Genomic DNA, 18,406 nt, shown 5'->3' with positions numbered 1-18,406 from the left:
ATCCATCAAATTATCTATTTAGGAAAGTGATGGTTGGTATGGAGTAATTAATTCTCTAAATATTAATGTTTTTATCACTTAAATCAAAAAATAAATATTTAAAATCGAAAACAGAAATGATTTTCATTTTCATATTGGTGTAAATTTTATACATTAGGTAGTATTTTTTATGAGTCAAGTCTGTTTAATATCAGGTTCGCCAGGATGCGGTAAGACAAATTGGATATTAAATACTTTTAAGAATTATTCTGGTAATTGTGGTTACTTACGTCTAGGAGGATATTCCGAAATTAATTTAGAGCAAGCAATAAATTCAAAAATTGATTTTGCTTTTTTGAAAGATCAAATTCCTAACTTATTAGACTTATCTATTTCAAACTCAATATCAGAGAAAGATAAAGAAAACATTTTAATTATTATTGAATTTCCACAATTTTTTACACCTAAATCTCAGGGTATTAATGGAGTTGATCTGAGAATTATTAATGAACTTGAAAAATATAATCTCCAACCAAATAGATATCTTCATTTTGGTAGAGATCCAGAATTATCAATTAAAGATACTTTAGATTTTAGAGAAATTGAATCAATAAGCCTTGATCTTCAAAAGCATATTTGGGATCCTGCAAGCTTGAATACTTTTTGGTTTGAATTAGTTAATGGTGCTTATGGGGATGTATATAGAGCAAAAGCATTGATGAACTTACCTGATGGGCGTTACATCTTGTTTAATTGGATAGTCAGTCAGCAAGGATCTCAATATCAAACATTAAACCAAGTTGCCCCTCTTAATGGAAGACCAGAAAGATGTTCTGAAATTGTTATACAAGGGAAAAATTTAAACTTCGAGTCAATAAAAGCAACGATTCATAATTGCCTTCTTAATGATGCTGTACTAGATCATCATCAAACTTCACTTAGAAATTCACAATTACAAACTGCTCGCCGTTAACTTAAAAATGAATCAAGCTGTCATCTCATGTTTACATGCAAATCTACCTGCAGTAGAGGCTGTCTTAAAAGATATTGAACTCCAAGGAATTACAAATATTACCTGTCTTGGAGATCTAGTGGGTTATGGTCCTCAACCTAATGAGGTTATTGAGTTAATAAGAGATAAAGAAATTCCTACTTGTCAGGGATGTTGGGACGAAGACGTTGTTGATGGATTAGATGCTTGCGATTGTAGTTATCCTTCTCAGCTTGCTGAAAAAAGAGGTCATTTTGCTCATCAATGGACTACAGATAAATTAACTACAGAAAATAAGGATTATCTAGCTAATCTACCCTACTCAATACGTAAAGATAAGTGTCTTTTTGTTCATGGTAGTCCTAATAGTCAACATGAATATCTTCTACCCGATATGGATGCATTCGCAGCTCTTGAGAGAGTTGAAAATGCCAGAGCAGAGATTCTATTTTGTGGTCATACTCACCAACCTTATATTCGCGAATTAGCAGATGGTTCAATTGCTGTAAAGATCAAAAATGCTGTTCCCAAAGATACTCAAGAAAAAGAAATTCAATTGCCGATGCGAAGAATAGTAAATGCAGGTTCAGTTGGAGAGCCAAGACATGGAGGAACTAAAGCTACTTATGTTGTTTATAACGATGTCACTAATGAAGTAAAAATTAGAGAAGTGGAATATGATATTGAACTTACTTGTAAAGCAATAATAGATGCCGGTCTTCCTCCGATTTTTGCATGGCGTTTAAAAAATGGATTCGAATTTGCAGAACAAGCTGAAGATGCATCTCATGTTTGTGAAAGATGATAGAACGCTGGGCACTCGTAAGTGGTCTTAAAGGGGATCTAGATACTTATGAACTTATTCAAAAAGACTTAAAAAAAACTCCTGGTAATATAACTCTTTTTGTTTTGGGGGATATGATAGGTCCTGAAAAAAACTGTAATAGGCTTCTCCATAGGTTAATTAATCCAAAAAGTAATGATTTACAACCATGGTGCATATATGGTTGGTGGGAAGAACAAATCCTCTTGGAAAGTGGTTACCGTGGTGATCAAAGAGCTGAAGCTTTGAGAATAAATAAGGGTGAAGAAGTAGTTAAGTCTCTTACGAATGCTGTAGACAAATCATTTCTTGATTGGATAGCAGCACTTCAATTTGGATTTGTTGAACTTGATTGTGGTTTGATTCACGGAAGCTCAAAAGATGTTGGCGAAAATTTAACACTAGATACGCCGCCACTGACACTCCTTGATAGACTTACACGTCTTCAGGTAAACAGATTATTTACTGCAAGAAGTAAACAACAGTTTCACTTGGAATTGACAGAGGGGATTGTTAATTCTGAAGTAGAAGATTTAAATGGAAATCGTAAGAAAGAGCAGAAAGTTCCTCAAAAAGCTGTTATTGGTATTGGGGCAGGAAAAAATTATACTCTTTATGATGTCGGGACTGATAATACTCAATTCGTACAAGCAGGATATAAAACAGAAAAAAGAATTAAGGGATTTGGAAGGCTTTAGTTTTTAGCATCAAGTACCCACTTCATTAGCCAAAAATTTTCTTCAGTCATATCAAGGGATTTGGAGTAATTTATCTGCTAAAATTCTGCTAGAATCAGAATTCTTATATGTTAATTATCCATCAAAGTTTCTATTTAGGGAAGCGATGGTTGGTATGGGGTGCATGCGAATTATCAGCTACTCACACTTGAGCTTTTTATGTAACATAATAAGTTTACATAAAGTAACAATTAAATGAAAAGACTTTTTCCTTATATCGCCTTTGCATGTTTAACTGGTTTTACGGCTACAACCGCTTTACCAGTTATAGCTGGCGGTTGTAGTAGCCACATGAACAAAAAAGCTGAAATCAAATGCGCTGAAGATGATACTGAATGTCAAACTGAAAAAGCTGAAAAGTTTGATTTAAAAGATTCTCTCAAGTCATAAAATCATGACTCAAATCAGTTTATTTATGAACTCTGCCCCAAGAGATTTGATTGAGTTCACATTTTTTTCGGCTGTTGGTTTTACTGCAGGATTATTTGGTCTAATTTAGTTATAGAAAATTGACCCATTCTTTTTTTCTCCTAACCTTTTCAAGTCTTTCTTTCTTTTATGTGATGGCTTGCTTATGGAGAGATTTAATTAATCAAAAGTAAAAAATATTTTTTAAATTATCTTTTATAGATAAATCTTTGTATGTCTTCGAATAGATTAGATTTTGATTTAAAAAATCCATTACTTTTTAAATAAGATTTTCCTTTTTCTATATTTTCAATTCTTTTTTCATAAGAATTTTCATCTAAATTTTTTTGCATAAAAAATTAGTCGGACTCTTATTCTGAATAATGCTCACAAAAAAGCGGTTACCTTAAATACAAAATTTAAATTCTTTTTTGAATTTCTTTTCATTCAAACTAAAGATCAAATAAAAAAGTTTTTTTCTTAGATTTCTAAGAATCTTTTGATATCTTGTTCTTCATCTCCTCAATATTATTAATTAATTTGTCTAACCATTCTGTATTATCTTCTGGTTTTAAATATTTAATTTTGGGTTGATTACTTTCAAGAGTCTCAAAATCTCCACTCATAAATTCTCCTTTGTATATTTGTTTAACTACCTCTTTGTTCTAATTGATTTGACTAAAACACTGCGTATCTAATGTGTGCGGTTTGAGGAACATTTAGGTACGGAAAGAGGTATGTTTTTTTAGCCATTTAAATCTATGGCTGACCTAAATTAGAAATATGGTTGTCATGAGATAGTTGCCTTGCTGCAACTGAAATCAACCATAAACTTTAAATTGCATTTAATAAAATGACTTACTACAGTTGCTTTGATCGAAAAGGAAACATAATTGCTCGCTGTCAGACTAAAGAAGATATAGATGTTCTTAAGAAAATGGGCAGACCAATAATGGAAATAAAAGAAATGAAAAAAGAGGAATCAGTTGTTTGTTCTTTAACTGGTAGTCCATCCGATTACAATGAAGATTATTAAGAGTATGACTCAAAGATCACTTCAATTAAATCAACATGGAAGATCAGTAGTTCTTTTGTTGGTTGCATTGAATAGTATTTGTACTTTCTTTTTTACTTTTGAAAAAGCATTAACTGATCGCGAAAGAGCGAGATAAAAATATTTAATTATTTGTGGATTAACAGTCAATAAATAAAATTTAAGACATAAAAAAAAGACCCTTTTACAGGTCTTTTTTAAATGGTGACGACAGAAAGGAGATCTATTTAATAATCAGATTAAGAATTTTCTTAGAAATTAGTTTTGAAAGTAAAAATGATTACTCACTTCTTCATGCTTTACAAACGACTTTATTTTTAAGATAGTTCAGAATTAATACTGAAAGTTTAATTTCTGATCACTTAACTTACTTTCCGTAAAGGTTAGAAAAGTTAATTTACCTTGGTGTTGCAGACCATTGGTTAGTGAAGATCTAGTTGGTCAACCTTGGTCGAGTCGATCACCAGAACTGTCGTATAAATAAATTAATCGGTCTCAAATATTTTGCATGAATCCTTAAGATTGATTTAATCATGATTAATTAAATCTTTAATCATCAGACCACATCATATCTTAGTGAGCGTTTCAATTTATTCAACTGGAGTTAGTGAATAACAAATGTCTTTATAACCATTTTCTTTATCCCACTCTTTCATCTCTGGAGTACTTGTAGCAGCAGCAAATCCTTCTAAATCTTTGACTTTAAGTATCAAGTGACTTTTATGGTCATTTACCTTGATGAGTTCATATTCTTCGACATATTTATGTCCCTCCTTTTCATGGAAATCGGCTACAAATTTATCGAAATCTTCAAAAGAACAATCAAAAGTAGAAACTATTAAGGTATTCATAAAAAAGATGGTTTTATCCCTCTATGTTAGATCGACTGTCAATCGTATTTAATAGTTACTTTTAAGCAGCATCATATTCTTCATCTTCAAGTTCTCTCATAAATCTTTTATCTAATAAGTAATCGTCTAAAAGCTCTGCTGCCATAAGCATCTCAGGAGCAGGTTCTTGTAAATTTTTATCTAATAAGTAATTGTCTACAAGGTCTAGATTGTTATTTTCTTTAATTTCTTTATCGCTGTCTAATAGCTCTCTTATGTAGGTATATACAAGCTTTTTATCGTACCCACTTTCTCTAATTTCTTTCATCATTTCGATTGGAATTTTCATAATCGTCAACCCCTATGTGAAAGCCTATATACGCATACTTACGAAGATATAAGAAAAATGCAAGAAAGAGGAAGGATGGAAGAAGACTTCTATATTTAAATCTTATTTTTAATAATTAATTAATTTTCTCTTTCCATCTCTATTTTCTACTTTATTTATTCTTAACCCAATAAACAAAGCCCATATAAGTGCAAAGACAATTGGTAAGAAAATGATTGCAAGTTTCATCATTTTTTTAATCCTGTTATTTGCAAAAATAATAACTTTTAAATCAATAAGAAAATATAGGTACTTTATCTAAAAAAGTAGGGTCGAGGTTAGATCGGCTTTCAATCACAAATTATCCTAAATCTTTTCCTCAGAAAATGTCTTTATATTTATTAGTTTTGCTAGAATTTTGCTAGAATAGAAATTTAATAAAATTTGAAAAACCTAGTCATATCAAGCTGGCACATAGTTCATTAGCCAGAAATTTTCTTCATTCATATCAATGGATTTGGGTGAAATTATAGGGTTTGGACAAAGTTTGGGTAACTTTCATATAAACTGATTATCTATCAAATTATCTCTTTAGGAAAGTCTGATGTGTTAAGGGAAACTTCATTATTTTTGTATTGTTATCCTAATTTTAGATATTTGATGATTTGATAATTTCCCATGCTTCAGATGCAGTGTCTGCATATTCAAAAAGATTTAAGTGCTCATCTGCAATTAATCCAAGATCAGCTAAATATTCGAAATTAATTATTTTATTCCAATATTCTCTTCCAAAAAGTATTATTGGAATTTTATTTTTCATTCCTGTTTGACGGAGTGTTAATAGTTCAAATAATTCATCCAATGTTCCAAAACCTCCAGGGAAAAATACAGCTCCTATTGATCTCATGACGAAATGGATCTTTCTTAATGCAAAATAATTAAACTTAAAGCAAAGACCTGGAGTTATAAAAGAATTGGGTATTTGTTCATTGGGGAGACTGATATTTAACCCTATAGATTTGCAATTTGCTTCAAACGCACCTCTATTAGCAGCTTCCATAATCCCTGGACCCCCACCAGTCACGATCACATGTGAATTACATGCTTTACTTTGATTATCAATTGAAGCAAGTTTAGAAAACTCCCTTGCGGATTGATAATAGTGACTCATTGATAACAAATTTTCAAGTCTATTTAAATTGCGTTTAAGCAAAATAGATGAAGGATTTTTTTTAATTAACTTTTTTATGTCGTCAATTTTCTCTTTTGTTTTTGATTCTTCATCAATACTTGCACCTCCAAAAATTATTATGGTTGAAAGAATTTTATTTTCTTCTAGGATTAAATCTGGTTTAGTAATTTCAAGCAGCATTCTGACACCGCGCATTTCGTTTAGGCTGAGCAAACCAAGATCTTCATAAGCCAATTTATATGCTTCAGAATTAATAATTAAATTAAGATTCTTTGAATTATTAAGTTTAGTTGAAAGACCTTTTTTTGTTTTGTTCATATCAAACAAGGGTCTTAATTTTTCGTTCTAACGGATTAAAGCTGACTCGCTTAATTTGATTATCTTCGAAAATCCAATAAACAGGAAGACTCTTTCTCGCCTTAATTAAACTTATTTTATCTAATTTTTGTGGGATGAATTCTTTAGCGGGATCAAAAAATTTATCTCTTTTGGGTTGATTTAAAACAATACTACCTTCTTTCCCTGAAATTGATCTGTGATAAGTCCCAATAGGAATTTTTAATGCCCCCATAGATCTATTTAAAAAAATCACATGATGTGGTTCATCCCATGAAGGATTTATTAAAACAAACGTTCTTTCTCCAGTGATAACTAAGTTGTGATCAATTTGATGATTGTGAACATAATATTGTTCACCTTTAAAATTATCAGGAGGAGATATTGCCTTTCCAGAGTGAATTACTACATCACAACCATTAGATTCCTCCAAACCTGCATCAAAGAATGTCACTTTTGGGGTTTCTCTAAAAATTGTTGTTGGCATAAATTTTAATTTCATAGTTAAACCTCTCATTAAAAATTTATTTATATTTTTAGAATTTATAAGCTATGAAAACTAATTAATAAATAGTCAGTTACAACAAACTAAACAATCTTCTTTAGTTGGGTAATCTTGACATGCTCTCTTAAAAGTTTTTTCTAAAACTTCTGCTTTATTTACATAATCAAGATTACGCAGAGCTTTGTTCGGAACTGTGAATTGTGTTTGAAGTTTCATTTCTTCCTCCTTGTTAATACTGTTTTTTGAAGCCATCTCGGGTTATAGAAAACCTTAATCCTAAATAAGAAATTAAAATTGCCCAAAATAAGATCTCTATAGTTAAATTAGTCATTTGCTTTTCCTCCTTTCTATCTGACTATGGTCTAGTACGGATGATATATAAAAATCAAGCGTAAGAATACTCAAAAAATTGGACTATTAATAGCAAAAAGTTTTGCAATGGTTATTACTAGGATGCTGTTCGCATTCTTTATTCCATTAAACTTCAAGTTTTTTTGTTTTAATATCGAATCAAAGATTTTTTGTATCCTACCCTATCTCTTTGATAGTGAATGTGTCGTTTAGTGCCACAAGAATTACCTATTGACTACACTTATGTTTTAATTCATTTGAATAGTTAATCTCAAGTTTGTTGTGTGCGGTTAGAGGAACAAAATTGTACGGATTAAGGTTCAAAAAACTCTCAAAGTAAAAATAATGAACAGAAAAATATCTTCAAAGGTTTTAATTTTATCTTTAAAAAAGATTGGGTAAAGTTTGGATAAAAATCTCTAAAACTTGTTATCCCAGTAATAGCTAGACGAGTGTTCCGTTCATTAGCTAAAACTTTTCTTAATTCATATCAATGGATCTAGGCTATTTTTAAAGCTTGGAGGACGTGTTATCCAAACTTTTGAGTAAAAATTTATTATCCATCAAAGTATCTAATTAGGGAAGTGATGGGCAATAGGTGGTAGGTAAACCTTTTCTAAACTTATAGATAATAAATCACAAATTTATGACAAAATTTAAGAGCTGATTAATTTAATAGATAGGGGTTGGATGCGGGCTTCTATAGCTGGACGGCAGATCCCTTATTTTTTTATATAATTTTTTGTTGTTGTTCTTGTATCTTCTTTAGTCTTTAGTATTCAACGTGAAGAACACCTAAACTCCTAGCGTCTTTCAATCTTTTTACACCTCACATTAGGAGTTTTGCATCTGAGGGAGAATGTAACTTAATGTTCAAGAAGGATTTCTGAAAGAGAAGAGAATCCGGTTGAAGAAGAGAAGAATTTATTAAATAATTTACCTTCCTTTTCATTAGTTTTTGGCTAGTGAATCAAGTTACCTAAACTTGTTATGAACTTATTTTATCGGTATAAGTGGTTTAAGGACTTGAGTCTTGCGGTTTCAAGGTTAACCCCGCACTCCTACTCACAAGTACAAAAACCATTTTAAATTAATGCACATTAATTCCAAGACACTTAGTTTGCTACTTAATATATTTTTTGTGCTTTGTGTCTTTGTCATTTGAAGACTATTCATCAAAAGAGATTTATAGTTTAAGGGTTTTCTGAAATCGAATTGAACTCAATATCGGAGAGTTTTTTAGTCTATAAAAGTGTGAATAAAGTGTGAATAAAAATCAATCCTATATAAATCTAAAAATTGGATTTTTTATAAGATTAATATATGATGATTTTGACAAATTTTTGTGTGAGGCCTTTTGTGAAAATTTCTCAAAAACTTCTTATCACTCCAGTAGCTCTAGGTCTATTATTTCCTTTATTTGTAAAAGCGAGCGAAGATTCTCTTAGCGGTTTTGTTAATAAAGATCAACTAGCTATAACTAACAGTCGTATAGATACCTTGGAAACTAGATTAAATAAACTTGAAGCTGCTTCCTTTTCTAATATAACCACACTTACTGGTGAGGCTTCTTTCCAACTTGGTTCTGTTGATGAATCAGTTCTTACTGAGGCAGTTACAGCTACTTATTCTTATGATTTTGATTTAAATACCTCTTTTACCGGAGATGATAATCTTTATGTAGGGATTGAGACCGGAAATGGTGTTTTTGGTTTAGTAGATTTCGTAACAGATAACTCTCAGGGAGGAAATGATACTTTAAATATTACCTCAATGTATTATTCATTCCCTCTAGGAAACTATGATTTAGCTGTTGGACCGCTATTGGAAAATGATGATTTAATGCCAACTACTATCTCAAAGTATTCTGATAAATTCTTCATGGCAGCACAGATAGGAGGATTAACAGCGGCTGATTTTACTTCAGCTCCTGGAATTGAAGGAAGTGGAATAGCGATTGGACGTACTTTTGATAACGGTTTTAACGCATCAGCAAGTGTTATTGGAATGAGTGCAGATACTCCTGATGGCTTCCTTACAAGCGATGGAACTGACACTTATACATTATCTGCTGGATATGATGGCGACAATTTTGGATTAGGTTTTATCTACACTGGTATTGATGAGGCTTGCTCATTTTTTGCAGGTTTCCAAACTTGTCAAACTTTGGGATTGAATGCAATAGAAGCTAGTTTTGTAACACTAGGAGCTTACTGGACCCCTAACAATAGTAAAACATCATTAAGTGCAACTTATGGAATTTTATCTCCAGAAGTAACTGGAGTTGATATTGATGACTTAAATAGTTTTCATTTTGGTATTGATCATGAATTTGGTCCTGGAGTTTTGTCTGCGGCTATAAAGTCTCAAGATTTCATTTTATTTGATGCTAATGGCGCAGCTGTAGTTGTAGGGAATAGGGTCCCAGCTGATAGTCTTGGGCAATATGCAGAAATCTACTATACATATTTTGTAAATGACTCTCTTGAAATCAGATCAGGGATCTCTTTTGCAATACCTGATGATGAGGGTGTCTTTTTCTTAGATAGAACTGCAGTAGGAGCAGAAGCAACATTTAAGTTTTAAGACTGAATTAATTTTTAGAAAAAGCAGCCCAGCTTCTTTTACGAATGTGCTACTTTTTTTCTTAATAATTTATGCTGATGATTGGTATTTGAGACTATAGAAAAGAACAAGTAGAAGAAGTTCCATTTTTTCATTACTAATTCAAGTATTTAAATCATTAATAGATTTATATTAATCAGATTCAAATTGAAATCTAATATCTTCAATATTCGTAAAAATCCATTAACTATTAATTTTTAAGGATATCAATTTGGTAGAAAAAACTACATCATTTCAATATTCAAGTGCATAAATTATAGATATCAAATCCAATTTACTTATTATGGAATTCGCTAAAAAATTAATGACTGAAAAAGCTGAAAAGCTTAACGGTAAAGCAGCAATGCTTGGGATGTTTGCTCTAATGGGGGCATACTATTTTACTGGTCAAATTGTGCCAGGTATTTTCTAATAAAAATCTCGTTATGAATTTTTATTTTGGGGCTTTGTAAGCCCCTTTGTTATTTGAATCTTTTGATGGAGACCCCCAATCACAATTCTCTACACATTCATCTAATAATTCTTCAGAGGAACGCTTTAGTTCGCAGCTTCGAAGGCAATCATAGAAGGCATACTTGGGATTTAATAGATTTTTGAATTGTTTATTTCTAAAATTATTCATATTCAAAATTCCTTTTCTTGTTTTTCAAGTTGATTAATTAATCTGTCTAACCATAAGGTGTTGTTGATTTTTTTTGTTTTTTTAAAGTATTTCGTTTTATATGTACTCATGAAGTTAAGCTTCCAATCAGTGGAACTAACTTAGATGTAATGACTGAAATTTCATAGAGCAAAAATACTGATTATGAAAATAGTGAAATATTTCAAAAGTTTTATTTAATAAAAGTAGGAGGGAGAACTTTTATATCACTTTTAATATCAGTCAGTATTTTTTATCCATCTAATCTTTCTGCATATTCTCTTAAAACCTCAGCCATCTTTTGAGGTGGAATTACTTGTTGATATTCTCTAAATAAATCAAAAAATTTATCCAAGAATTCTTTTATTGAAGAGGACATAAAAATTAGCGTTTTATTTTAAAAGTAAAGTATGCAAACCCACCAAGCAATAACAGACTCAGAACACCATAAGTAATTGCTGTGCCGTAAATATGTGTCATTTATTTATAAAAACATAAGCAGAATATAGATAAACTAAAAAAACTCCAATAGCAATAGAACTTCCGTAAATAAGAAAGTTAGAAATTTTATATATTTTTGGTTTTTTAAATTCTTTTTCTTCTTTTTTTGTAATCATTGATTTCCTTTATCTTTTCTAACAGCATTTCCTTTTGCTCTTAAGACCAAAGTTATTGTGAGGGCAGCACTTAATATCGCAGCATCAATTAATAGGTGTGGTGAGATATTCATTAGCTGAGAAGAGAAATGAGAAGAGTCATTATTTTTTCAGCAATAAATCTATTAACCATAAAAAAGAGAGGTTTATCCCTTTAAGTTTAGATTGACTTTTATTCAATGTCTAATTTGGTTTCTTTAAAATAAAGGATGTTAATTAAGTGCAAAATTAAAAAACTTTATTTTATTTGCAATAGAAATAAGTAATCAATTTAACTCAAATAAGTTTTGCAATTTTCATTAAGCTATGAATTTAAATATTGAAACCTTCAAAGAAACTGTCTTAATTCAAGAAAAACTTTTGATTGAATGAGTTTGAACTTCTGCAGATGCCAATGATTCGCCAAAATGAGATTCAGCTGTTCTTATCATCAACCAATAAAAAAAGTTAACTAAAGCTTTTTCCAAGAGGATTTAGTAACTAATTTAAATAATCTCATAATTTTTGAAATGGCAATATAGAACATATTTTTATCAAGCATTCAAGATATTTATCTCATATAAAACATTGAATTATATAGGTTTAAGAAAAATTTATTAGCACTCTCAAGCTTTAGGCAGCGGACTAAATCCTCGGGGAGTATTGGACTTTAGCCCGCTCTATTTGTTTAGCAAAAGAAAAATGGCACTGCAAGGGATCTTGATTACCAATTACCATATTTGATTCTGAATAAGCCTTTATTGGTTAATTAGATTAAGAGTATCTAAGCATAAGTAGATGTTATTTATTGTGTAAAGATTTGACGAGACTCAACGCATATAAATAGATTCAGTATTTCTGCTTATTGATATATTTATTCTTGGAATAATATTATAAATGCTTACAAGAGGTTTAATTTTGATAAAAATAATTAAAATTTTTAAATTATTTAAGAGAAGAATTGAAATTCTAGATGCTGAAGCTGAATTAAAATTTATATTGGAAAATTAATAATGGGGATTCTACATTGCCCTATTTGTATGGTTCTAGTATTTATTTCGGTTTTTATTGGAGTTTCTCGTAGTTATATGTTCTTTATTCTTCTTAAAGAGTTCATTCGAACAGAATCTAATTTTAAATTGAAGTTTATTGCCTATTAATAGTTGACATCTAAGTATAAATACTTTATAAATAAAGTGTAGTAAATACTACAAAATCGTCCGATCTACCATCTGATAGACCGCAGTACGACTCAAGCCATAGGACGGGGACTTGAGCAAGTTCGGGAGCTGCATCATGGTAAACATGTATTTCAATGGCAAGTCATTCGTATATTGTAGAAAACAAGAAGAAAAGTTGATAAAGCTTACTTATAGAGGATCTAGTTACTTGAAATAAGATTTCTACTTTTTTTTAAAATTTTTGATATTTACTGAAGTTTTTAACTCAGTATTTTTTGATACTTTATAAGAAAAACTTATTATGAAGATATTTTTTGCCTATTTAAAAATTAATATATTCGTATATTTCGTAACGAGAAAATAATTTAGAAATAACTAATTTATAATCAGATTTCTATAAGTTATGCAACCTATTTCAGAAGAGCTTTATAAAAAAATAGTTGAGAGTTCTAAAAAATGAGTAAGTTACTTATTGCTTTATTAGCTTTAGATATAGGTGTTAGTCTTTCTAAAGTTTTTATTTTTACCTGAAAATGAATTTACCTTTCAGAAAAGAAGCAATTCCTTTCTAAAAAGAAGATATTAGTTATTCTTTCAATTTTAGATTGACGATTTAATATCTACAATTAGTGGTTGAGATAATTTAAAAAAAAATTCGTTAGTATAAATAAATAATTTCTAGATTTAAAACATAATGAATTCATTTAATAAATTATTACCTGTTAGCAAAAAGGTCAAAAAATATTTGCCTTTCTTTATTGGACTAAAATTACTTACATTTACGGGATTTCTTACTTATATAATGAATCGCTAGATGACATTACCTACGAAATAACCTAATTAAATAAATATCTAGTGAATAAAGAAGAACGAACAAAACGATTCAAATTAATGTCAAGTAGTAAAAGACAAGAATTGATTTTAAAGAAAATGAAAGAGAAAGGGATAGAGGTAGGTAGTGGAATTCCATATAAAAAATATGATAGTAAAGAGGTCTATGAATTAATTCATATTGCAAGTTGCTTCACAGAATTAAGAGAGAAAAAATAAAATTTTGGTTTTACTTGATTAAACTGCTTATGTTGGCTCCCTCAATGCCGAAATAAGTAATCCACCTATCAATCCTAGATTCAAAAGTACTGCTCTTTGATGAAAAGGGAATACATGGAAGATTATTGTCGTTGGAACAAGAAAAAGTAATAAAAAAACCGAACCAATTTTTTGATTTTTTCCAAATATAAAAAATCCAGAACCTAAGATGAGACATATAATAGCCCCTACTAGAAGAATAGATGAAATTGGATCAGGAATACCTTTTGAAGAAATATATTCAACTGTTCTTTCAAAACCATTTATTTTGCCTGGTATAGCTGAGATAAATATTGCCGAAATTGATACCCTAGAAAAAAAATCTAAAAAGGATTTGATACTTTTATTTTTTAAAAAAGAACTTTTCATAATTTAATTATAAAAAAAAAATTTTTTTATTTGATAAATACTTAAATAGTTGGAAATATTTTTAAAATCTTCTCAAAGAAGTTGAAGCGCAATAAATAAAAATCTTTTTTATTAATTTGAATCTTTTAAAGATGAAAAAAAATTATTTATGAGATCTCTTTTTATATGTATGTAATAATAAAATCTAACTTAAAAAAAAATGTTTAAGAAAATTATCTTAACTTCTTTTTTACTTTTTAGTTCCTTTATAACTACGTATCCTTCAGAAAAAGAAAATGTTGATTTTTTCGATTATTGTTATTCACTAGAAAAAATAATTTCCAGAAATTCAGTAGAAAAAAGTAAAAACTTATCTAATGATTTTAAGCCCTATTTAAAAGATATTATTACTCTTGGTACTAATAAAACTAAAGGAGCCTTAGTTAATAAGATAATTGTACAGTATAAAATTTCCAAGAAATCTTATATCTTAAGTATTGTTCCTAATAAATTTTATTGTTTTATAGGATATTGGGTTGAGGAGGTAAGTCCAGGAAAATTTCAATCTATTATTTATGATAAAAGTAAACAAAAAATTAATCAGTATAGGAATACCAAAAAAGAAGTAGATGCATTTTTTAAAGACATTAATTTAGAATATAAATCTATAAAAAAAGAAATTAATGATTTATTTTAGAATAAAATCTTTTTTCTAATAAGATAAAAGTATTTGTTATATGTGATTTTTTCTTCGACATAAAAAAAGTAGAAATCACCAAATAAACCCTAGACATAAATAAGTGTGATTTAAAAAATTCACGAAAAGTTTTTTATCATGTCATTATAAAAATGCACTCTATACATCCTAAAGCAAAGCAGTGATTTTATTGAGTGCGATTATTTTTAATTAACTTATAAGAATTTCTAATTTTATTTTATAATTTTAAGCTAAACCTATTTTTATGCGAAATTTCTCAAACGTTTTTCTGCTTTAATTAAAAGAAAAAGTTTGATTATACATCTATACTAGAACTTTAAAAAGAAACTCACGAATAATATCTAATTGATTTTAATATAGTTCCATTGGAGTTTAGAATTATGAATGTTTACCTATTTTGGATATTATTTTTGGCACTCTGGGCAATAGTTCCACTAATGATTATTAAAGGTCGAGTTGACGAAACTCCAAAGATTCAGTCTTCACCAAAAGTTAAAATAAAGAAAAAAGGTTTGTTCAATTAAGGGAGTTTCTGACTTAGTAAAAATAATCTGAAATATTATTTTTGATTATTAAAATTAAAGTAATATACTACTAATTTTTACGATTTTTTTAGTTTTTTTTATAATTTATGTCTATTTATATTTAATAAAAATCATAATGAACTTGATTTCCTTAAGAAATAAATTCCACCTCCTATAGAAATTAAGACAGGTAACCAAGCAGCAAAAATTGGGTTTAATAAACCTTTTACTCCAAATGAACTAAATACAAATGACATGACATAATAAATTAATATGAGAATCACACTTAATCCAAATCCCTGACTTTTAGAGGATCTTAAATTAGATTTTGCCCCTAAACTGCTGCCTATTAATCCAAATACTAAGCATGCACATGGAAGAGTGAATTTCTCTTGAATTCGTACTTGAATCTTTCTGATTTCTTTAAGATTTCCTATCTTTTTATAAATTCTTTCAGCCTCTAAAGCTTCTTTTAAAGACATGTCGCTCGCATCTTTTGGGACTTTTGCTAGATCTAATGGGCCCTCAACAAAAGGATATGTATATTGTTTGAATTTTATGTTTGTAGTTTGTCCGATAGAGTCAGTTGTAACAATGCTTCCATCTTTAAATATCCAAGAAGAATTATCTTTATCAAAGATGGCACTTTTTGCACTAAGAATTTGCTTTATACCGGCTCTAGAAAAGTCTAAAACTGTAATTTCTCTCATAATATTTTTTTCAAAACGAGAGGCATAGAAAATATGAGTCGTATATGTATTTACTTTTGATGGCTTATTAGTTTTTGCATCTATTATTGATCCTTTTCTAGTGAAAATAATGTTGTATTTATTATTTCCTTTATTAAAAGAACTTCCTATCCCAGATCTTAAAGTTGATTCCGCAAGCTTATTACTGGAGGGAACTAAATTATCATTGAAATAAAAAGTTAATCCTGTCATGAAAATTGAAACTGCAATAGCAGGAGCAATAATTCTAGGTGTAGTAATTCCTAATGACTTTAAAGCTAGTAGTTCAGAATTTGCTGATAGTTTTCCATAAGATAATAGTGTCGATAGCAAAACAGCCATTGGAAATGATAAAACCAAAAAGCTAGGCAGGCTATAAATTAAAGCTTTTACCGCTTCTAACAAAGGTAAGCCATACTCAACTATTTTTCTTATAAGATCGAACATTACCCCTACAGATAATGAAATAACAGTAAAAGCGGAAATCGCGAAAACTAATGGAGGTATTATTTGTCCAAATAACCATCTATCTATTAATGATATGGAATACCAAGGAGTAATTATTTTATTGAGGATTTTTTTAATTGGAAATTGATTTGAAAGTTTCAAAAGTAATTTATTTAAATTTGTACTTTTTTTGCATTATAAATTATCGATGATTTAGAAACCAATATAAATAGCTGCTGAATAAAATAGATTATTGAATTTCAGAAATAATATAGAAAAATAATTAATTAATACTTGCAAAAAAGTGTAAAATTTGTTTTTTTTAATATAAAAAGTTAATTAATGAAAAATAAAACCTTATCTTATAAATGTAATTGTTTACACTGCCAACAAAAACGAGAGCAGATTAATAGTTCAAAACTATACTGGGAAAAATTAATTTTAGGTAAAAATCTTTCTTAGATTTTTTTGTAAACTCTCAAAAGTTCGTCTATTTTAGATAGAAAATATTAAATAAATTTTTAATTTGAAAAATAATTTTTTCTTTAGTTATCTTTATTTTTGAGATTTATATTAATTACCTAGACTTTTGTTCTCTTTTATAGATTCTATTACTTCTATTTAAAAGAAATAGGATAATTAAAATACAAGAAGGAATAAGAATAAAATCTAGAGACATAAATTTCTTATGTATTTTTTCTTTTTAGCAAAAATAACAAAGATTGAAAATATTTTGCATATTTATATTTATAAATTATGGAGAGAAATAAGGGAGATCTTATTTTGTTGAGATTAAATGACTATTAAATTAAAAGAGCTTGCGCGTATCCCAACGGCAAGCTCATGACGAACTAGTTAAATTCAGATTTCCGAAGTTAACTTGATAAGCACTTCCTAAATGCTACATACATTCTAATAAGTAAAATTACTTAGTGTGAGTATAATTGCCTATCATCAGCAATTCATCTGAAGATTGGATTAAAACACATAATTTAATTCATTAATAATTTTTTATTCAAGTTGGGACATAATTATCAAAAGAATGCTTTACACTTAACATTTTTTCCTAGCTTTACATAAGTTAATATTTATGTTACATTAATTAATAATTATAATTTAAAAATGTCAAATTCAGGAGTGACCACAGAATCTGGTGGAAGACAAAATATGTTCCCATCTGAAACCAAACCATATATTGATGAAACTGTATCCTATGATGGCTATCCTCAAAATGCAGAAAAAGTTAATGGTAGGTGGGCCATGATTGGTTTCGTTGCTCTAATAGGTGCTTATGTAACTACAGGTCAAATTATACCTGGAATTTTTTAAGTAATTCTTTATTTAATTTATGAATTTTTACGCTTAAAGCCTATATTAAATGAATTCATAACTGATAAAGAATAATAATTATTAAAAAACTAATTAATTTAATTTTGAAAATAAAAAAAACCAAGTAAACGTAAGAGCGTTAAGTCCAAATATCACTCCAAGAAATATATATGCAAATTTTTTACCAATAAACGCTGTTTCAGGTTCTAATTTTACTCTCATGGGATCATATAATTATCACGATAAAAATAGCATTATTTACTGATTAAAATTAAGTATTAAAGAAAAAAAAGATTAAATTAATGTTTTCGCATATTACTATATTTGATTTTAATTCAATTATTTTTCACTTTTCCAATGTGATTTGTTGGGAAAGTTTAATTTTGTTTTTTCAAACTTATTCCAGGTTGAGTAAGTTTAGCACCAATGTACAAGAGTAAACTTAGCCAAAATACAATTTCCAATACTTGGTTTAACATTTCTTTTACCTACTTTTAATATGAGTAATATAATCTTATTTTTAATTTTTTAATAGAGTTTTTATACTGAATTTTTATAAAATGAATATACGTAATGAGTGCTCATGAACTGATTAAGTGAAGTTTATA

At 28.9% G+C, this 18,406-nt stretch carries 23 protein-coding genes; 12 read left to right on the top strand and 11 right to left on the bottom strand.

The window, feature by feature from the left end:
- Positions 1–169: 169 nt before the first annotated feature.
- The 4 genes from EU91_RS01560 to EU91_RS01575 all read left to right on the top strand — a co-directional run bounded on the left by EU91_RS01560 (position 170) and on the right by EU91_RS01575 (position 2,920).
- Entirely contained in the window at positions 170–952 is a 783-nt protein-coding gene (locus EU91_RS01560) for a GTP-binding protein (protein ID WP_032524970.1), read from the top strand.
- A 7-nt stretch (positions 953–959) separates the two neighbouring features.
- Positions 960–1,775 (top strand): metallophosphoesterase family protein, encoded by an 816-nt coding sequence (locus EU91_RS01565; protein WP_032524969.1) that lies wholly within the window; start codon positions 960–962, stop codon positions 1,773–1,775.
- Positions 1,772–2,491 carry a phosphoesterase gene (locus EU91_RS01570; protein WP_144010883.1) on the top strand — a complete coding sequence of 240 codons (720 nt, stop codon included), beginning with the start codon at positions 1,772–1,774 and terminating at the stop codon, positions 2,489–2,491. Before EU91_RS01565 ends, EU91_RS01570 begins: the two co-directional genes overlap by 4 nt.
- Positions 2,492–2,725: 234 nt before the next feature.
- Entirely contained in the window at positions 2,726–2,920 is a 195-nt protein-coding gene (locus EU91_RS01575; protein ID WP_032524968.1) for a hypothetical protein, read from the top strand.
- 227 nt (positions 2,921–3,147) lie between these two features.
- Here EU91_RS01575 and EU91_RS09550 read toward each other — a convergent pair whose 3' ends face one another.
- Both EU91_RS09550 and EU91_RS09545 read right to left on the bottom strand, forming a co-directional pair.
- A complete protein-coding gene (locus EU91_RS09550) occupies positions 3,148–3,291 on the bottom strand; it encodes a hypothetical protein (protein WP_158078868.1) in 144 nt (47 codons plus the stop codon).
- Positions 3,292–3,426: 135 nt separating this feature from the next.
- A complete protein-coding gene (locus EU91_RS09545) occupies positions 3,427–3,564 on the bottom strand; it encodes a hypothetical protein (protein ID WP_193741644.1) in 138 nt (45 codons plus the stop codon).
- 227 nt (positions 3,565–3,791) lie between these two features.
- Here EU91_RS09545 and EU91_RS01580 point away from each other — a divergent pair, with 227 nt between their 5' ends.
- Positions 3,792–3,974 (top strand): hypothetical protein, encoded by a 183-nt coding sequence (locus EU91_RS01580; protein WP_032524967.1) that lies wholly within the window; start codon positions 3,792–3,794, stop codon positions 3,972–3,974.
- A 4-nt stretch (positions 3,975–3,978) separates the two neighbouring features.
- Positions 3,979–4,110: a hypothetical protein gene (locus EU91_RS09700; protein WP_257472148.1), complete on the top strand. Its 132-nt coding sequence runs from the start codon at positions 3,979–3,981 to the stop codon at positions 4,108–4,110.
- A 472-nt stretch (positions 4,111–4,582) separates the two neighbouring features.
- Here EU91_RS09700 and EU91_RS01585 read toward each other — a convergent pair whose 3' ends face one another.
- The 5 genes from EU91_RS01585 to EU91_RS01605 form a co-directional block, all read right to left on the bottom strand.
- Entirely contained in the window at positions 4,583–4,843 is a 261-nt protein-coding gene (locus EU91_RS01585) for a hypothetical protein (RefSeq protein ID WP_025932146.1), read from the bottom strand.
- Positions 4,844–4,904: 61 nt separating this feature from the next.
- The gene (locus EU91_RS01590; RefSeq protein WP_032524966.1) at positions 4,905–5,171 is read right to left on the bottom strand and encodes a hypothetical protein; all 267 of its coding nucleotides are present in this window, start codon (positions 5,169–5,171) and stop codon (positions 4,905–4,907) included.
- 628 nt (positions 5,172–5,799) lie between these two features.
- The gene (locus EU91_RS01595; RefSeq protein ID WP_032524965.1) at positions 5,800–6,660 is read right to left on the bottom strand and encodes an LOG family protein; all 861 of its coding nucleotides are present in this window, start codon (positions 6,658–6,660) and stop codon (positions 5,800–5,802) included.
- A gap of 1 nt (position 6,661) precedes the next feature.
- Entirely contained in the window at positions 6,662–7,180 is a 519-nt protein-coding gene (locus EU91_RS01600) for a hypothetical protein (protein WP_032525251.1), read from the bottom strand.
- Positions 7,181–7,252: 72 nt separating this feature from the next.
- Positions 7,253–7,435, bottom strand: coding sequence for a hypothetical protein (locus EU91_RS01605; protein ID WP_032524964.1), 183 nt, complete (start codon positions 7,433–7,435; stop codon positions 7,253–7,255).
- Positions 7,436–8,893: 1,458 nt separating this feature from the next.
- Here EU91_RS01605 and EU91_RS01610 point away from each other — a divergent pair.
- Both EU91_RS01610 and EU91_RS01615 read left to right on the top strand, forming a co-directional pair.
- A complete protein-coding gene (locus EU91_RS01610; RefSeq protein WP_032525250.1) occupies positions 8,894–10,120 on the top strand; it encodes a hypothetical protein in 1,227 nt (408 codons plus the stop codon).
- A gap of 343 nt (positions 10,121–10,463) precedes the next feature.
- Positions 10,464–10,571 carry a high light inducible protein gene (locus EU91_RS01615; protein ID WP_206538273.1) on the top strand — a complete coding sequence of 36 codons (108 nt, stop codon included), beginning with the start codon at positions 10,464–10,466 and terminating at the stop codon, positions 10,569–10,571.
- A gap of 21 nt (positions 10,572–10,592) precedes the next feature.
- Here EU91_RS01615 and EU91_RS01620 read toward each other — a convergent pair whose 3' ends face one another.
- Together EU91_RS01620 and EU91_RS09695 are read right to left on the bottom strand one after the other, a co-directional pair.
- On the bottom strand, positions 10,593–10,781 hold the full coding sequence (locus EU91_RS01620; RefSeq protein WP_032524962.1) for a hypothetical protein: 189 nt from the start codon (positions 10,779–10,781) through the stop codon (positions 10,593–10,595).
- A gap of 271 nt (positions 10,782–11,052) precedes the next feature.
- On the bottom strand, positions 11,053–11,178 hold the full coding sequence (locus EU91_RS09695; RefSeq protein ID WP_275040675.1) for a hypothetical protein: 126 nt from the start codon (positions 11,176–11,178) through the stop codon (positions 11,053–11,055).
- 2,328 nt (positions 11,179–13,506) lie between these two features.
- Between EU91_RS09695 and EU91_RS01625 the strand changes: the two genes are divergently transcribed.
- Positions 13,507–13,665 (top strand): 3-phosphoshikimate 1-carboxyvinyltransferase, encoded by a 159-nt coding sequence (locus tag EU91_RS01625; RefSeq protein ID WP_241433951.1) that lies wholly within the window; start codon positions 13,507–13,509, stop codon positions 13,663–13,665.
- Between the two features lie 27 nt (positions 13,666–13,692).
- Here EU91_RS01625 and EU91_RS0108855 read toward each other — a convergent pair whose 3' ends face one another.
- Entirely contained in the window at positions 13,693–14,073 is a 381-nt protein-coding gene (locus EU91_RS0108855) for a DoxX family protein (RefSeq protein ID WP_032524960.1), read from the bottom strand.
- A 199-nt stretch (positions 14,074–14,272) separates the two neighbouring features.
- Here EU91_RS0108855 and EU91_RS01630 point away from each other — a divergent pair, with 199 nt between their 5' ends.
- A complete protein-coding gene (locus tag EU91_RS01630) occupies positions 14,273–14,749 on the top strand; it encodes a carbon storage regulator CsrA (RefSeq protein ID WP_032524959.1) in 477 nt (158 codons plus the stop codon).
- Positions 14,750–15,150: 401 nt separating this feature from the next.
- On the top strand, positions 15,151–15,294 hold the full coding sequence (locus EU91_RS09540) for a hypothetical protein (RefSeq protein WP_193741643.1): 144 nt from the start codon (positions 15,151–15,153) through the stop codon (positions 15,292–15,294).
- 131 nt (positions 15,295–15,425) lie between these two features.
- Here the strand turns inward: EU91_RS09540 and EU91_RS01635 are convergent, their stop codons facing one another.
- Positions 15,426–16,631: an LptF/LptG family permease gene (locus EU91_RS01635; RefSeq protein WP_032524958.1), complete on the bottom strand. Its 1,206-nt coding sequence runs from the start codon at positions 16,629–16,631 to the stop codon at positions 15,426–15,428.
- 960 nt (positions 16,632–17,591) lie between these two features.
- Between EU91_RS01635 and EU91_RS01640 the strand changes: the two genes are divergently transcribed.
- A complete protein-coding gene (locus EU91_RS01640; RefSeq protein WP_032524957.1) occupies positions 17,592–17,798 on the top strand; it encodes a high light inducible protein in 207 nt (68 codons plus the stop codon).
- Positions 17,799–18,406 lie beyond the last annotated feature (608 nt).

The sequence above is a fragment of the Prochlorococcus marinus str. GP2 genome (assembly GCF_000759885.1).
In the GTDB taxonomy this organism is placed as follows: Bacteria; Cyanobacteriota; Cyanobacteriia; order PCC-6307; family Cyanobiaceae; genus Prochlorococcus_A; species Prochlorococcus_A marinus_J.
Note: the sequence above shows the minus strand (reverse complement) of the source record. Positions and strands in the feature narration are given on the sequence as shown.

Excerpts from the sequence above, each read along its gene's own strand:
- EU91_RS01575 (WP_032524968.1), top strand. The coding sequence starts at position 2,726 with ATGAAAAGACTTTTTCCTTATATCGCCTTTGCATGTTTAACTGGTTTT.
- EU91_RS01605 (WP_032524964.1), bottom strand. The coding sequence starts at position 7,435 with ATGGCTTCAAAAAACAGTATTAACAAGGAGGAAGAAATGAAACTTCAA.
- EU91_RS09550 (WP_158078868.1), bottom strand. The coding sequence starts at position 3,291 with ATGCAAAAAAATTTAGATGAAAATTCTTATGAAAAAAGAATTGAAAAT.
- EU91_RS0108855 (WP_032524960.1), bottom strand. The coding sequence starts at position 14,073 with ATGAAAAGTTCTTTTTTAAAAAATAAAAGTATCAAATCCTTTTTAGAT.
- EU91_RS01620 (WP_032524962.1), bottom strand. The coding sequence starts at position 10,781 with ATGAATAATTTTAGAAATAAACAATTCAAAAATCTATTAAATCCCAAG.
- EU91_RS01630 (WP_032524959.1), top strand. The coding sequence starts at position 14,273 with ATGTTTAAGAAAATTATCTTAACTTCTTTTTTACTTTTTAGTTCCTTT.
- EU91_RS09700 (WP_257472148.1), top strand. The coding sequence starts at position 3,979 with ATGACTCAAAGATCACTTCAATTAAATCAACATGGAAGATCAGTAGTT.
- EU91_RS01590 (WP_032524966.1), bottom strand. The coding sequence starts at position 5,171 with ATGAAAATTCCAATCGAAATGATGAAAGAAATTAGAGAAAGTGGGTAC.
- EU91_RS09545 (WP_193741644.1), bottom strand. The coding sequence starts at position 3,564 with ATGAGTGGAGATTTTGAGACTCTTGAAAGTAATCAACCCAAAATTAAA.
- EU91_RS01595 (WP_032524965.1), bottom strand. The coding sequence starts at position 6,660 with ATGAACAAAACAAAAAAAGGTCTTTCAACTAAACTTAATAATTCAAAG.
- EU91_RS01625 (WP_241433951.1), top strand. The coding sequence starts at position 13,507 with ATGTCAAGTAGTAAAAGACAAGAATTGATTTTAAAGAAAATGAAAGAG.
- EU91_RS09695 (WP_275040675.1), bottom strand. The coding sequence starts at position 11,178 with ATGTCCTCTTCAATAAAAGAATTCTTGGATAAATTTTTTGATTTATTT.
- EU91_RS01580 (WP_032524967.1), top strand. The coding sequence starts at position 3,792 with ATGACTTACTACAGTTGCTTTGATCGAAAAGGAAACATAATTGCTCGC.
- EU91_RS01565 (WP_032524969.1), top strand. The coding sequence starts at position 960 with ATGAATCAAGCTGTCATCTCATGTTTACATGCAAATCTACCTGCAGTA.
- EU91_RS01570 (WP_144010883.1), top strand. The coding sequence starts at position 1,772 with ATGATAGAACGCTGGGCACTCGTAAGTGGTCTTAAAGGGGATCTAGAT.
- EU91_RS01600 (WP_032525251.1), bottom strand. The coding sequence starts at position 7,180 with ATGAAATTAAAATTTATGCCAACAACAATTTTTAGAGAAACCCCAAAA.
- EU91_RS01615 (WP_206538273.1), top strand. The coding sequence starts at position 10,464 with ATGACTGAAAAAGCTGAAAAGCTTAACGGTAAAGCAGCAATGCTTGGG.
- EU91_RS01560 (WP_032524970.1), top strand. The coding sequence starts at position 170 with ATGAGTCAAGTCTGTTTAATATCAGGTTCGCCAGGATGCGGTAAGACA.
- EU91_RS01640 (WP_032524957.1), top strand. The coding sequence starts at position 17,592 with ATGTCAAATTCAGGAGTGACCACAGAATCTGGTGGAAGACAAAATATG.
- EU91_RS09540 (WP_193741643.1), top strand. The coding sequence starts at position 15,151 with ATGAATGTTTACCTATTTTGGATATTATTTTTGGCACTCTGGGCAATA.
- EU91_RS01585 (WP_025932146.1), bottom strand. The coding sequence starts at position 4,843 with ATGAATACCTTAATAGTTTCTACTTTTGATTGTTCTTTTGAAGATTTC.